At 36.5% G+C, this 15463-nt stretch carries 13 protein-coding genes; 12 read left to right on the top strand and 1 reads right to left on the bottom strand.

Annotated features, from left to right (window positions below; all coding sequences use genetic code 11):
- The first annotated feature begins 207 nt into the window (after positions 1 to 207).
- The 9 genes from CPHY_RS00860 (at position 208) to CPHY_RS00900 (ending at position 10791) form a co-directional block, all read left to right on the top strand.
- The gene (locus CPHY_RS00860) at positions 208 to 1206 is read left to right on the top strand and encodes an AIR synthase family protein (RefSeq protein ID WP_012198180.1); all 999 of its coding nucleotides are present in this window, start codon (positions 208 to 210) and stop codon (positions 1204 to 1206) included.
- A 33-nt stretch (positions 1207 to 1239) separates the two neighbouring features.
- Positions 1240 to 1722 carry an Lrp/AsnC family transcriptional regulator gene (locus CPHY_RS00865; RefSeq protein WP_012198181.1) on the top strand — a complete coding sequence of 161 codons (483 nt, stop codon included), beginning with the start codon at positions 1240 to 1242 and terminating at the stop codon, positions 1720 to 1722.
- Positions 1719 to 2879 (top strand): pyridoxal phosphate-dependent aminotransferase, encoded by a 1161-nt coding sequence (locus CPHY_RS00870; RefSeq protein ID WP_012198182.1) that lies wholly within the window; start codon positions 1719 to 1721, stop codon positions 2877 to 2879. Before CPHY_RS00865 ends, CPHY_RS00870 begins: the two co-directional genes overlap by 4 nt.
- A 254-nt stretch (positions 2880 to 3133) precedes the next feature.
- Entirely contained in the window at positions 3134 to 3604 is a 471-nt protein-coding gene (locus CPHY_RS00875) for a chemotaxis protein CheX (RefSeq protein WP_012198183.1), read from the top strand.
- A gap of 154 nt (positions 3605 to 3758) precedes the next feature.
- Positions 3759 to 4259: a tRNA (cytidine(34)-2'-O)-methyltransferase gene (locus CPHY_RS00880; RefSeq protein WP_012198184.1), complete on the top strand. Its 501-nt coding sequence runs from the start codon at positions 3759 to 3761 to the stop codon at positions 4257 to 4259.
- A 419-nt stretch (positions 4260 to 4678) separates the two neighbouring features.
- Positions 4679 to 7069, top strand: a complete 2391-nt coding sequence (locus CPHY_RS00885) for an endonuclease MutS2 (protein WP_012198185.1) — start codon at positions 4679 to 4681, stop codon at positions 7067 to 7069.
- Between the two features lie 33 nt (positions 7070 to 7102).
- Positions 7103 to 7819, top strand: coding sequence for a response regulator transcription factor (locus CPHY_RS00890; RefSeq protein ID WP_012198186.1), 717 nt, complete (start codon positions 7103 to 7105; stop codon positions 7817 to 7819).
- A gap of 40 nt (positions 7820 to 7859) precedes the next feature.
- Positions 7860 to 9248 carry a sensor histidine kinase gene (locus CPHY_RS00895; RefSeq protein ID WP_012198187.1) on the top strand — a complete coding sequence of 463 codons (1389 nt, stop codon included), beginning with the start codon at positions 7860 to 7862 and terminating at the stop codon, positions 9246 to 9248.
- Positions 9249 to 9414: 166 nt separating this feature from the next.
- Positions 9415 to 10791 (top strand): S1C family serine protease, encoded by a 1377-nt coding sequence (locus tag CPHY_RS00900; protein ID WP_012198188.1) that lies wholly within the window; start codon positions 9415 to 9417, stop codon positions 10789 to 10791.
- A gap of 114 nt (positions 10792 to 10905) precedes the next feature.
- Here CPHY_RS00900 and CPHY_RS00905 read toward each other — a convergent pair whose 3' ends face one another.
- On the bottom strand, positions 10906 to 11790 hold the full coding sequence (locus tag CPHY_RS00905; RefSeq protein WP_012198189.1) for a GNAT family N-acetyltransferase: 885 nt from the start codon (positions 11788 to 11790) through the stop codon (positions 10906 to 10908).
- A gap of 285 nt (positions 11791 to 12075) precedes the next feature.
- Between CPHY_RS00905 and CPHY_RS00910 the strand changes: the two genes are divergently transcribed.
- The 3 genes from CPHY_RS00910 (at position 12076) to CPHY_RS00920 (ending at position 15463) form a co-directional block, all read left to right on the top strand.
- On the top strand, positions 12076 to 13023 hold the full coding sequence (locus tag CPHY_RS00910; protein ID WP_012198190.1) for a 3'-5' exoribonuclease YhaM family protein: 948 nt from the start codon (positions 12076 to 12078) through the stop codon (positions 13021 to 13023).
- A 246-nt stretch (positions 13024 to 13269) separates the two neighbouring features.
- Positions 13270 to 14676 (top strand): 23S rRNA (uracil(1939)-C(5))-methyltransferase RlmD, encoded by a 1407-nt coding sequence (rlmD, locus tag CPHY_RS00915; protein WP_012198191.1) that lies wholly within the window; start codon positions 13270 to 13272, stop codon positions 14674 to 14676.
- 202 nt (positions 14677 to 14878) lie between these two features.
- Complete coding sequence (locus tag CPHY_RS00920; protein ID WP_012198192.1) at positions 14879 to 15463, top strand: HD domain-containing protein; 585 nt, start codon at positions 14879 to 14881, stop codon at positions 15461 to 15463.

Raw genomic sequence — 15463 nt, forward strand, 5'->3', positions numbered from 1 at the left:
GCAGAAATTTTCCAAGAATTTATTGAAAGTAATTCTAGGATGTTGTATAATAGCGCTTAATTGTACTGTGAAACCTAGAAATAATGCTAGATTTTATTAATTTTCAGAAATTATGAATGAGAAGCGAGGGGAGTATCTTAAGATAAATCGTTTCGAAAACTAGCACATTGTTTCTAGGAAAGTACGTTAAAAAGGATGGAGAAAGATATGAAAACGGGAAAAGTAAGCGAGGTTATTTTAAAACGTTCCGTCTTAAAGTTTTTAGGAACGAAACAAAGGAATACACCCGTGATTAGTCTGGATGCAGGTAAGATTGAATTTGATGAAAGTACTGATTTGCTTTTTGCAACAGCTTCTATGCAGGGTAATCAGTTTGGACTAATAGAATCAGTTTTTCACCGAGCAGTGAACAATATCTATGCTAAGGGTGGAAAACCGATTGCAGTATCTACTTCTTTAACACTGCGAAGTCATGCAGATGAACAGGAGCTAAAATTATATAGTAAAGAGTTGAATCGATTAAGTACATTGTATTCCATTCCAGTGTTATCTGGAGAAACGATGGTTGGTGCAGGGGCAACACAAAACACCATAACGATTCATGCAACAGGAAAAGTTAATAAGCAATCAAATACGATGGATAAAAAGCAGGAATCGATAGAAGATTCCGCAAAAGAATATCAAATCGTAATGTCTAAATATATTGGTTTATCCGCAACAAAACTTTTAATTGAATCTAGGAAAGAGAAATTAAAAGAACGCTTAACTGAGAGTTTTTTAGCAGGTGGTAAAAAAATTGGCGAACTTCTATCGATACAAAAAGAGATGGAAGTTTCAACGGATTTTGATATCCTATGTTCCCATGATGTGTCTGAAGGGGGTATCTTTGCAGCACTTTGGGAGGTTGGAGAATCTTTGCAGTGTGGAATGGAGGTTTCATTAGATTCCATCTTACTAATTCAAGAGACTATTGAAGTATGTGAGACTCTTGATCTTAACCCTTATTTACTTTATTCCGGTGGATGTGTTTTATTTGTAACAAAACAGGGAGAGGCATTGGTTGAGAAATTAAACAATGAAGGTATCCCTGCTTCTGTGATTGGTAAAACCACAAATTCTCCAGACAGGATTGTAAGGAAAGAGGATGAAATACGTTATCTTGAGCCTTTTAAGGGCGATGAGATATATAAAGGTCTATCCGAATAGACCTATTATAATTAAGTAAAGGAGAGGATTATCATGAGAGAGAAGATTTTGAAAGCGATTGACAAGAACAGTAAACTAACTGCCAAAGAACTAGCGGTGATGCTAGGCGCCGAGGAGGCAGCAGTCGCGGCCACGATCAAGGAATTGGAAGCAGAATCAATCATTTGTGGGTATCCTACTCTGATTAATTGGGATAAAACCGAGAGCGAGAAGGTTACTGCTTTGATTGAAGTAAAAGTTACTCCACAAAGGGGCCAAGGCTTTGACCGTATCGCGGAACGTATCTATAAATTTGAAGAGGTAGAATCAGTATATTTAATGTCTGGTGGTTTCGATCTTACCGTAATTATTGATGGTAAGAGTATGCGTGAGGTAGCGAATTTTGTATCGAGTAAGCTTGCCCCAATGGAAGCTGTTTTAAGTACAGCCACCCACTTTGTATTGAAGAAATATAAAGAGCATGGTATGCCGCTTGTTCATGAAGTCGAAGATGAAAGGATGCTGATTACACCTTGAGAAATCCATTAAATAATAAAGTCGTAAATATACAACCATCCGGAATACGTAAATTTTTTGATATCGTTAGTGAAATGAAAGATGCTATCTCCCTTGGAGTGGGAGAACCTGATTTTGATACTCCTTGGCATATTCGCGAAGAGGGTATTTATTCGTTAGAGAAAGGTAAGACTTTTTATACTTCGAATTCCGGACTTGTTGAACTTAGAAAAGAGATTTGTAATTATTTATACCGCAGATGCAATTTAACATATGATTACCGCCATGATGTATTAGTTACGGTTGGCGGAAGTGAAGCTATCGATGCTGCACTTCGTGCAATGATAGACGAAGGGGATGAGGTGCTAATCCCTCAGCCAAGCTATGTTTCCTACTTACCATGCGTATTATTAGCAGATGGAAAGCCAGTTATCATTGAGTTAAAGCATGAGAATAACTTTAAATTAACCAAGCAAGAATTGTTAGATTCTATAACAGATAAAACAAAAATTCTAGTCTTACCATTTCCAAATAACCCAACCGGAGCAATCATGACCGAAGAAGAGTTAAAGGAAATTGCAGAAGTAATTATTGAGAAGGACTTGTTTGTTCTATCGGATGAAATCTATAGCGAGCTTACGTATGGTACGAAGCACGTATCCATCGCAAGTTTACCTGGTATGAAGGAAAGGACTATCGTAATCAATGGTTTCTCTAAATCCTATGCGATGACAGGCTGGAGATTAGGCTATGCAGCTGGTCCAAAAGAGATTATTGAGCAGATGACTAAAATTCATCAATTTGCTATCATGTGTGCGCCAACCACGAGTCAGTATGCTGCAGTGGAGGCACTTCGTGCAGGTGATCCGGATGTGGAGATGATGCGAGATGATTATGATAAGCGAAGAAGATATGTAGTAAATGCATTACAGGAAATGGGATTGGAATGTTTTGAACCATTTGGCGCATTCTATGTATTTCCATGCATTAAGAGCCTTGGAATGACCAGTGATGAGTTTGCAAATGCTTTACTTCAGGAAGAAAAGGTAGCAGTAGTACCTGGTACAGCATTCGGAGATTGTGGAGAAGGATTTCTTCGTATTTCCTATGCTTATTCCATTGAGAATTTAAAAGAAGCATTAGGAAGAATGGCTAGATTTGTCAAAAAACACAGATAATGTGAAAAAAAGTTGATAATATATTCGAAACTATGATAGAATAGTAAGTAGACATAAAACATATAGAAAATAAGCTCACATAACTTATCGCTTAATAGTAGCTGTGTGAAAGAAAATTTAAATTTATTTCACACAGCCTTATGGATTTAGCGTTAAGTCTATGTGATTTGCTTATTTTCTTACTGATACCAATAATATAGAATCAAGCGTATTTCTACTGTATGGATAAAACGTGTTGATACATAGGAGGGAATATGGCGGTAATTAGCGCAGACTATATAAATCCGTTTTTAATAGCGGCAACTAAGGTACTGAAAGATATGGTAATGATTGATACCAAAGTAGGTAAGCCATACACAAAAGAAGCAGTTATTGCAGATCAGGCATTACTTATTATGCTTGGAGTAACTGGAGAGATGAGTGGTCAAGTTATCTTAAGTTTTGAAGATAAAGTGGCACTCGATATCGCATCAAAGATGTGTATGATGACCTTAAACGAACTAGATGAATTGTCTAAGAGCGCCATCTGCGAGCTATGCAACATGATTTTAGGAAATACAGCAACAGTTTTTTCTACCAAAGGAATCGAAGTAGATATCACACCTCCAACAATGTGCACAGGAACTGTGAAGTTTACAAATAATTTTGCTGCAAATATCTGTATTCCACTCATTTATGAGGATGGAAAAACAATCGAAATAAATGTTGCAATTAAAGAAAAGTAAGGATTAGACTACTCGGGTGCTGCCATTATGGTAGCACCCGTAAATGTTTTAAGAAAAAAAGTGAAGATAAAACTATCACTTAAGAAGTTTGCGCCTTCTAGGTATAAACTTTAGATGCGTAAAAAGATGCGCGAGAAAGGGGATAATTATAATTATGAATATTATACTATTTGAGCCAGAAATTCCTGCAAATACAGGAAATATAGGTAGAACTTGCGTGGCTACCGGAACAAAGCTACACTTAATTGAGCCACTGGGATTTCGTTTAGATGAAAAGGAAATTAAGCGTGCAGGCCTTGATTATTGGAAAGACTTAGATGTTACCGTATATGAAAACTATGATGACTTTTTACGAAGAAATCCGAATGCGAAAATCTATATGGCAACAACCAAAGCTAGACATGTCTACACGGAAGTTTCTTATGAACCGGATTGTTTTATTATGTTCGGAAAGGAAAGTGCAGGAATACCAGAGGAAATCTTACTAGAGAATAAGGAGACCTCCATTCGTATTCCAATGATCGGTGATATTCGTTCTTTGAATCTATCCAATTCTGTTGCAATTGTTTTATATGAGGCATTAAGACAGCAAAACTTTGATCATATGCGTCTACTTGGAAATCTCCATCATCATTCTTGGGAGGAAGCAAAGTAAGCTTACTTAGAATAAGAAGGGTACGATATTGAAAGAATTATAAAGCTACATGCTTTTGCATAGTTCTTTAGGATATCGTATCCTTTGTTGCTTTATGTCGAAATAGCTGAAATATTAGAAAGATATTGTTTTCTATAGCTAGAAACCGTTAGAGTTGTTTTACTTTTATTATAAAATATAGTAAAATAAGAATGCCTCTATCGTTGTGGACTTCAAAGGATTTGCATCTGAAGAATTGATCAGTGACAATGAGGGCGATGTTTGATATATTGATTTGATTTGAAGGAACTTCGTTCTTTCAAACAGAAGTTTCTGCCTACGTAATCCTCGGCACAAACTTCCGGCCTACTACAAAGCAGGTGTGTTTTCGAGTGTGAAAATTAGAAGCTTCACACTGTGTCAGAATGGAGGATTTTATTATGAATGAAAAAGCGTTACGTACATTAGAATATCATAAAATTATAGAAAAACTCAGTGCTCTTGCTGGTTCTTCCCTTGGACGGGAAAAATGTCATCAGCTATTGCCACTTGTTAAGTTAGAAGATATTGTTCAGATGCAGCAAGAGACAACGGATGCACTAACAAGACTCTATGCAAAGGGGACACTCTCCTTCTCCGGAATACCAGATATAAGAGATACTCTGATGAGATTAGAGATAGGTGCATCTTTGGGAGCTGGAGAGTTATTAAAAATCAGCTCTGTTTTAACTGCAACCTTAAGAGCTAAAAATTATGGCTATAATCAAAAAAATAACGAGGAAACAGAGGAAGCTGCACAGGATACCTTAACAGAACGTTTCCATTTGTTAGAACCGTTATCTCCAATCAATAATGAAATCAGACGTTGTATTATCTCTGAAGAAGAAATTGCAGATGATGCTAGCCCAGGATTAAAGAGTGTAAGAAGACAGATTAAAATAACAAATGATAAGATTCACGAATCGCTTGGAAGTATTTTAAATTCTGCTTCTACCAAGGGAATGCTTCAGGATGCTATTATTACGATGAGAAACGGTAGATATTGTCTTCCGATTAAGCAGGAATATAAGAATACCTTCCAAGGTATGATGCATGACCAGTCTTCTACTGGATCAACTGCTTTCATTGAACCAATGGCGATTGTTAAGTTAAATAATGAACTTGCAGAACTTGCGGTAAGAGAGCAAGAGGAGATTGAGAAGATTCTTGCTGAACTTAGTAATTTGGTAGCCACGGAGAAATATAATCTTAAGTATAATCAGACTACGCTTGCAGAACTAGATTTTATCTTCGCACGTGCGGGGCTGTCAAAGAATATGAAAGCAAGTCAGCCACATTTTAATAATCGTCACTATATTAATATCAAGAAGGGCCGTCACCCACTGATTGACCCAAAGAAGGTCGTTCCGATTGATATCTATTTTGGCGATAAATTTGATCTATTAGTAATCACAGGGCCAAACACGGGTGGTAAAACCGTATCATTAAAAACAGTTGGCTTGTTTACTTTAATGGGACAAGCGGGTTTACACATTCCGGCATTCGATGGTTCGGAATTATCAATTTTTGAGGAAGTATATGCAGATATTGGTGATGAGCAGAGTATTGAACAAAGTTTAAGTACCTTCTCTTCTCATATGACCAATACCGTGTCTATTTTAGAACATGCCAACGAGAATTCCCTAGTCCTATTTGATGAGCTTGGTGCCGGTACAGATCCAACGGAAGGTGCTGCACTTGCGATGGCAATTCTTAGTTACCTTCATCAAAGAAAGATTCGTACCATGGCAACTACACATTATAGCGAGTTAAAAATATTCGCTCTCTCCACAGATGGTGTCTCCAATGCATGTTGCGAATTTAGCGTGGAAACCCTTCAACCTACGTATCGTTTATTAATCGGTATTCCTGGTAAGAGTAATGCATTTGCAATATCTTCAAAGCTTGGTTTATCGAATTATATCATTGAAAAGGCAAGAGAATTTATCGGTACGAAGGACGAGAGTTTTGAAGACGTCATTAGTAATCTAGAGGCTAGCCGTATTGCGATGGAGAAAGACAAAGCAGAGGCGGAGCAATACAAAAAAGAAGTAGAAGAATTAAAACGAAAGTTAGCAGAGAAGAATTCAAAGATTGATGATGCAAAGGATCGAATTCTTAGAGAAGCAAATGAAAAAGCTAGGACTATTCTTCAGGAAGCCAAGGACTATGCGGATGAAACTATTCGTAAGTATAATAAATGGGGTGCGGGTGGCGCCAACAATAAAGAGATGGAGAATGAACGTGCTGCTTTACGTGAAAAGCTTGGAGATACGGATTCTAGTCTAGTTTCTAAAGCGAAGAAGAACCGCAAGCAGCATAAACCTTCTGACTTTAAAGTTGGTGACTCTGTCCATGTTATTAGTTTAAATTTAAAGGGTTCCGTAAGTACTCTTCCAAATGCGAAGGGAGACTTATATGTACAAATGGGAATATTACGATCCCTTGTAAATATTTCAGACCTAGAGTTAATCGATGAAGAAACTATTGTTGCGAAGGCTTTGACAAAGACCCAAAGCGGAAAGATTCGTATGAGTAAATCTATGTCAATAAGTCCAGAGTTAAATATTATTGGAAAACGTGTGGATGAAGCACTTCCACTCGTAGATAAATACTTAGATGATGCTTATCTTGCTCACCTGCCACAAGTTACGATTATTCATGGTAGAGGTACAGGTGCGTTAAAAGAAGCTGTTCATGCACATCTAAAAAGAACCAATTATGTAAAGGGCTATCGTGTAGGTGGATTTGGCGAAGGTGACCATGGGGTTACGATTGTTGAATTTAAGTAATCTGTCCAGATTCGTGGCAGAATGGAGGAAAGTATGGCAACAAAGCAAAAGATTTTAATTGTGGATGACGATGCTAATATTGCAGAGTTAATTTCACTGTATTTGATGAAGGAATGCTTTGATACCAAGATCGTCTATGATGGGGAAGAGGCGATTACACAGTATAGGGAATATCAGCCTAATTTAATTCTTTTGGATTTGATGTTACCAGGAATTGATGGATATGAAGTATGCAGGGAAGTTAGAAAGACTAGTACGATACCAATTATCATGCTCTCTGCAAAGGGAGAGATCTTTGATAAGGTCCTAGGGCTTGAACTTGGTGCAGATGATTATATGATAAAACCCTTTGATACGAAGGAGTTGGTAGCAAGAGTAAAGGCAGTACTTCGTCGCGTAGTGCCATCACAGTCAACATCAGAGCAAGTAATTACTCAGGAGCTAGGCGATTTTGTTTCTTATCCTGATCTTATCATTAATCAATCGAATTATTCAGTAACTTACTTCGGGGATTCCATTGAGATGCCACCAAAGGAATTAGAATTGTTTTATTTTCTTGCTTCTCATCCAAATCAGGTTTTCACAAGAGAACAGTTACTAGATCATATCTGGGGATATGAGTACATTGGAGATACTAGAACGGTAGACGTTCATATCAAGCGATTGCGTGAGAAAATAAAGGATCATATCTCATGGAGACTTTCCACGGTATGGGGAATCGGATATAAATTTGAAGTGAAGAAAAATTAGTTTAATTGTAAAAAATATTACATGAAGAATAGAGGATGCTATGAAGAGAACAGCATTTGTAAAATTAATTCTATGCTATTGCTTCGCTGCGATTTCGATGTTTCTGCTTTTGAATACCTTTGGGGTTAAATTTATGGAACAAAAGCTAATGGATCGAAAGAAGGATGAGCTTTATAAGGAGGCAACCATTATTGTTTCTGACTATGCTACAAAGCTATCTCATTCAGATATGGAAGAACAAATGCGAGTAATAGATAAATTCCTTGGGACTCGAATTTGGATTGTCAGTGAAGCAGGTATCGTAGTAGCAGATACAAGAAGTAATGCAAACAGAATGAATATTACAAATATGGATGTCAATTTTTTGGAGCAGACATTTTCGGAAAATGTATATTTTAAAGGGATATTTTCAGAACCTATGCTTAGTGTAGTAGTGCGTATTCCTTATAACTACTCCATTAAAGGGTATGTATGTATCCATATACCAATGGATAGCATTCGAAGTGAAAGTATTTATTATACAGATTTAGTCAGTGTCTGCTACTTAGTATTTTTAATCATATTATTCCTAATCTTTATGATTATCTACTATATTACGGTATTTCCTGTACGTCGTATTACAAAAGTTTGCAGTGAATATGCCAAAGGAAACTTTGATGAGCGGATGGAGATACGAACGAATGACGAGTATAGGGAATTAGCGAATAGCGTCAAATACATGGCAGATGAGCTTAAGAATCTGGATGATTATCAAAAGAAGTTTGTAGCTAACATTTCTCATGATTTCCGCTCTCCTCTTACCTCAATTGGAGGGTATGCAGAAGCAATGAGAGATGGAACGATACCATACGAGATGCAAAATAAATATCTTGATATCATTTTATTTGAAACCGAACGTTTGACAAAGTTAACGACTAACCTATTAGCCTTAAATAGTTTTGAAAATAAAGGTACGTTACTTGATATTTCTTCCTTTGATATCAATGCTGTTATACGAAAGACGGCAGCTACCTTCGAGGGACAATGTACAAAGAAGCGTATTGTGTTTAAATTAGAATTCTCAGCGAAGGAAACTTTTGTAGATGCAGATATCGATAAGATTCAACAGGTTCTATATAACTTGATTGATAATGCGATTAAGTTTAGTAATGTAGATTCCACTATCAAGGTGACAACGGAAGAGAAGGGGTCTAAGGTCTTAATATCAGTAAAAGACCATGGAATAGGAATACCGAAAGATAGTATTAAAAAGATATGGGAACGTTTTTATAAGACAGATTCCTCAAGAGGAAAAGATAAGAAGGGAACTGGCCTCGGGTTATCAATTACCAAGGAAATCATTACCTCCCACAATGAAAATATTAATGTTGTCAGTACGGAGGGTGTTGGTACAGAATTTATTTTTTCTCTAAAGAAAACAGATTATTAATAAAGCCGATGGTAAAGACTATGAATCGAATAATGTCAAAATACAGTAAATTACCGCAAAATCGTAGTTTTATTGTTTACAGATTCTTCATAGTTAGTTCATAAGTCTGTGCTAGTATGAAAAGACAGGCACAATTGATACTTATGTATGCGTAAGGAGAGCACATATGGAAACGAAGACACCTGAACCTGAGAAAGAGTTTCGCTTTATTCAGGAAAAAGTAGTACCGAGGAGGAAACACAGGGTTAAGAAAATGGCGTATGCCACTGCCTTTGCTGTGGCTCTCGCAATTATTTTTGGCTTGGTGGCAAGATATGTATTCATAAAATCCGATCATTTTTGGATTAAGGTGCTTGGAATTGATACGACTAAAAGAGAACCGATTACTTTTCCGTCCGAGGGGCAAGAGGATCCTAATGGAGTTGACGGAACTGGAGAGAATGTTACAATAACACCGAGTATCAGTACGACACCAGAACCAACTGTTTCTGTGACAGGGGCCCCAAGCGAGGGGAACGGGGATCAAGAGACGGTTGTTGAGAAGAAGATAGAAGCAACCATAGAAGATTATGAACGTATGCTATTTGAACTAAGGAAGGTTGGTACTACGGCTATGAGTGGTTTGGCTATGGTAACAGCCATAGAAAATCGAGTAGATTGGTTTGATGAAACGTATGAAACCAAACGCACTACTACCGGTATCGTAATTGGTGAAAATAGTGCAGAGATACTTATCCTAACGAGTCTAGATAAGATTAATGGTGCAAGTGATTTAGAAGTAACATTTAATTCTGGTTTTACCGCTTCTGGACTTACCGTTCCCGGTAAACTGTGGTCTTTTGATAAAGATTATAACCTAGCAGTGATTGCGGTTAAATTAAAAGATATACCACCACAGCAAGTGTCATCAATAAAGACTGCGAAACTTGGAGAATCCCATTCAGTTACGCTTGGTACGCCAGTGATTGCACTTGGTAAGCCTGATGGATATTTTGGCTCAATGATGTTTGGTATGATCTCTAGCAGAGGTGATTACTATTACATTATGGACAATCGCCTTGATGTATTTCATACTGATTTGAATGTAAATAGTAACAGTGATGGTGTCATTATTAATACAAATGGTGAGATTATTGGTATCATGACTCAAGCGATGAAGGATCCCGCAAATCCGAATGTAAGTACAGTGATTGGTATCTCTAGGCTAACATCAATCATGGACAAATTAGCTAATAAAACTGAGAGAGTTACTTTTGGAATTATTGGTGAAGATATTCCTTCCGATGTCTTACAATCGTTTAATCTTTCAGGAGGTATTTATGTTACAGAAGTTCGTTCTGATTCACCAGCATTTAATGCAGGGATTAAGCAGGGAGATATTATTACTCAGGTTAATGAATTCTCAATTTCTTCCGTAACTAATTTCAATACTATATTAAATAATTATAAGCCGAAAGAAACTGTAACTGTTGTTGTTCAACGAAAGGTTAAGCAAGAGCTTTCGGAAAGTAGTGTTAAGGTGGTACTGGAACTAAAAGAATAGAAATAATAAGGGGCTTTTGTAAAATAGATGAGTAATCAATCTATGGAGCATAAGCTCTTTTGATGTCTTAAAAGGAACAAAAGCAGATCCAGAGAGATCTGCTTTTGTAGTATATTAAGCATGAGATAGGTCTTGAAAATGCAATTTCAGACGTTCTATAGCAAGTAACTCTTCACCAAGAATAAATAAAGTACTATCCTCCTCATGATAAGTAGATACTTCGTATAAAGAGGTATGAAACGGGGTAAACCCTAACTCAATCGTTTCAATTTTATCACTATAAAATAAGGCGATATCCTTCGGTTCAATAATTTTTGAAGCAATAATTTGTTGAAGGAAAAGAATTTTTTCGTGGATTGTTGCTACGATGTAGGCATCTAGCTTAGGTAGGTAATAAATGTTATTAGAGTATGGACCCGTTAGACAAAAAGCCATAAGGCCAAAATTATCCATGGAGAAAGCTTCATTTGGGACGCTTTGTTTCGCAGCTTCTATTAAGAATTCTCTTTGATTAGGATCGGTAATATCTACTTTTTGAGGTTCGAAATCTTTACAATCTAAATTGTTTTTTAATTCGGAAGAATTTACGTGATAGCGATAGACATATTCGTTACTTTTGGTAAATCCAAACTTCGGATAAAACTCAAGCACACTGTCATTTGCAAAGAGATAAATTCCGTCCACTTTACCTAGATATTTTTCTAAAATTGATACCATCAATTGTCGACTAAGGCCTTGATTACGATAGGCAGGGTCTGTCATAACAGTTCCGAGTTGTAGGAAATGCTTCTTTACCCCATCGAGTGTCGTAGTCATATGATTGACGGAAATATTAGCAACAACAGTATTACCATCTATCATGGAATGTGGCTCATAGGATTCGCTCCAATACCCATTTTCATACCAATCCCCTAGTTGAAAATGAAATACCTTTTGGGTTAAGGCATGAAAACTATTTCTTAAAGTTGTGTCATTTTGAAAATTTACTTTATACTCCATAATTACCTCGTTTCTGAATTTGATCGATAGATTCCAGCAAATTCCATGTTAATTTTACCATAAGAGGAAAGAGAAGAAAACCTTAAATGTGGGTTAGAAAAAAGTTTAAGGTATTATTAGAAGGCAGAAGCAATTTCTTTTCGATAATGATAGAAAAATGTATAAGAGTTCTAGTATTTCACACTTTATATATTGACTTAGGTGGGGTATAATAGAATATAGGTGGTTGAAGTAAGAGTTAATTTCAATCGCAGTTGTTCTAGAATAGAAAGGCTAGGTAATAAAATGAGATATTTAGGTGAGTTACGAGACGGAGAAATGTTTAAGGAAACATATCTTTGTAAGCAACTTCAAATTTTAAAAACAAAGGCTGGAAAAAGCTATTATTCCATGTTAATACAAGATAAAACCGGAATAAAAGATGCTAAGGTATGGGAACTAGGCCCTGGAATTGAACATTTTGATACCATGGATTATATACATATCGAAGGGCAAGTAACTTGTTTTCAAGGCTCCTTACAGCTAAATGTAAAACGTGTTAGAAAATGCCAAGAGGGTGAATATGATCCTGCAGATTATATGCCGTCTACCGATAAGAATGTCGAGGATATGTATAAGGAATTACTAAGATATGTAGACAAAATAAAAGAGCCACATGTAAAGAAGTTAGCGCAAAGTTTTTTTGTGGAAGATAAGGACTTTGCATTACGATTTAAGAGGCACTCTGCTGCAAAGAGCGTACATCACGGCTTTATGGGCGGATTACTGGAGCATACACTAGGAGTGGTACGTTTATGTGATTACTTAGCGGATCAATATCCATTGATTCAAAGAGATTTATTATTAGTATCAGCGATGTTTCATGATCTTGGTAAGTTAGATGAAATCTCTAGCTTCCCTGAAAACGATTACACCGACGAAGGTAACCTCCTTGGTCATATCTTTATTGGAACTGCTAAGTTAAATGAAAGAATGAAGACAATTCCTGGATTTCCCAAGAAGATGGCGAGCGAAATTATGCATTGTATCTTAGCACATCATGGAGAACTGGAATATGGATCACCAAAGAAGCCAGCACTTATGGAAGCATTAGCTCTTAGTATGGCGGATAATTTAGATGCAAAGTTACAGACTATGAAGGAAATCTTAACAGGAGAAGAGGATAAGAATGATTGGCTTGGATTCCAGCGCTTATTTGAGTCTAACGTGAGAAGAACTTCAGATTATGAATAAAATGAATTGTTTTTAGTAAATTGATTACCATAGTATTATTAGAAGATTTGTGCCATTTTATTGTGGCACAAACTTCTTTTGCGTAAGAGCAGATTCTAAATTGGGTGTAATAGTAATTCCGATATAATAGAATACTTTTAAATCTCATGTGTAATTGCTATAGAAAGAGAGAGTAACAAGTTTGTGCTACGCCAAACTTGAGCCATTAGTTACTCCTAAAGAACAGTCGTAGCGTGGAGGCTAGATATGGAACAGGTTAAGATACCAGGGAAGAATGAAGTCGTACCAATAACGATAGAAGACATCGGTGCAGATGGGGAAGGGATTGGAAAGGTACATGGATTCACTCTGTTTGTAAAGGATGCAGTAGTAGGAGATGAACTTCTTGTTAAGGTAATGAAGACTAAGAAAACCTATGGTTATGCCCGTATCGAACAGATTGTAACCCCATCCCCTTACCGTGTTAATCCAAGATGTGAGATTGCATCAAAGTGTGGAGGTTGTCAGATTCAACAATTATCCTATGAGGAGCAATTACGCTATAAGCAGAATAAAGTTCTTAATTGTTTAAAGAGAATTGGTGGAATTGAAAATCCACCGATGGAGCCAATTGTTGGTATGGAGAACCCTTATTACTATCGTAATAAAGCGCAATTTCCAGTTGGAAAACGAACGGACGGTGAAGTAGTGATCGGATTTTATGCAGGTAGAACTCATTCCATTATCGATACTGCTAAATGCCACATAGGTGACGAAAGTACAGAACCTCTCATTGCTTGCATTCGAAATTTTTTGAAGCAGGAAAACATCAGTATTTATGACGAAGAAAGTCACCAAGGACTAGTAAGACACATCCTACTTCGAGTTGGATTTACTACAAAGGAACTAATGATATGCGTAGTTATCAACGGCAAAGAGTTACCAGCTAGCGATAAGTTAATAAAACAAATTTTAGCATGTCCGAACCTTCCAAAAGATTTTAGGGTCACCAGTATCTGTCTTAATAAGAATACCAAGAAAACGAATGTAATCTTAGGGGAGGAGATCATACCTTTATATGGTCCTACCTACATTACGGATTATATCGGTGATATAAAATATCAAATCTCACCATTATCCTTTTATCAGGTAAACCCAGTACAGACAAAGAAGCTATATGAGCTGGCACTGGATTATACAGATCTAACAGGGAATGAACTTGTTTGGGATTTATACTGTGGGATTGGAACGATTTCGTTATTCTTAGCCCAAAAAGCAAAGATGGTGTATGGGGTTGAGATTATACCGCAAGCTATCGAGGATGCCAAATCAAATGCTAAATTAAACGACATCAACAATGCAGAGTTTTTTGTAGGTGCAGCAGAAGAGGTATTGCCAAAACAGTATCAATTAAGCGGTGGTAAGATCTATGCAGATGTGATTGTTGTAGACCCACCTAGAAAAGGATGCGACGAAAGTTTATTAGAAACTATCGTTGCTATGGAACCAAAAAGAATTGTTTATGTTTCCTGTGACCCGGCAACACTGGCAAGGGATTTAAAATATTTGATAGAGCATGGGTATGATCTTAAGAAGGTTAGACCAGTTGATCAATTCCCGCACTCGGTGCACGTTGAATCCGTAACACTTCTTACAAGAAGGAATGAGTTGTAAGCAGATTGTACATCTCATGCAAAGATTCACCAAGAAATCTGAAGGGTTGATTGGCTAAGAATCGATTGTTGAGAGTATAATTCTGATGACGTATTGTGGTGACAAGGATAAAAAGTAGGGCTTGACACAATATCTGGCTAGTCTTTTTCAATGTAGATACAGATTAATATATAATGTATTGATTTACTAAAGTGGAGATAGTATGACATATTCAGTAGATAGAGAAAATTTAAACAATATCCTTGTTTCAAGTAAGGATATAAAAGAGTACAAGGATGAAATTCTTAGAATTGTTCCAGAACTTATTATTTGTGTTGACTGTGAACAGAATATGCCTGCTCATATTTATAATGTATTTGATCACATATTAGAAACAGTAAACAAAGTTGATTCTAATTTGATTTTAAAGATAGCAGCACTTTTACATGATATAGGTAAACCTTATAGAAAAACTGTTATTGATAATGTTGATAGTTTTAAGGGACATGAGGAAGCAAGTGAAATAATAGCAAATCTAATTTTAACAAGACTTGGATATGAAGAAGTTTTTAAAAATAAGATATGTAGACTTATTAAATATCATGACTATTATATCACCCCTACAGTAGAAGGTGTTAAGGAAGCTGTTGATTTGATAGGAGATGAGCTTATGCCATACCTTTTCTGTTTTCAAAAAGCAGACTTGTTAGCTCATTCAGAGCAACGCTACAAACCGAGATTACCTAAATTAAATGAGGCTAATGTAATATATGAGTCCTGTATTAGAGAGAGTTGTGGTATAAAATGA

It is taken from the genome of Lachnoclostridium phytofermentans ISDg (genome assembly GCF_000018685.1).
Classification (GTDB): domain Bacteria; phylum Bacillota; class Clostridia; order Lachnospirales; family Lachnospiraceae; genus Lachnoclostridium; species Lachnoclostridium phytofermentans.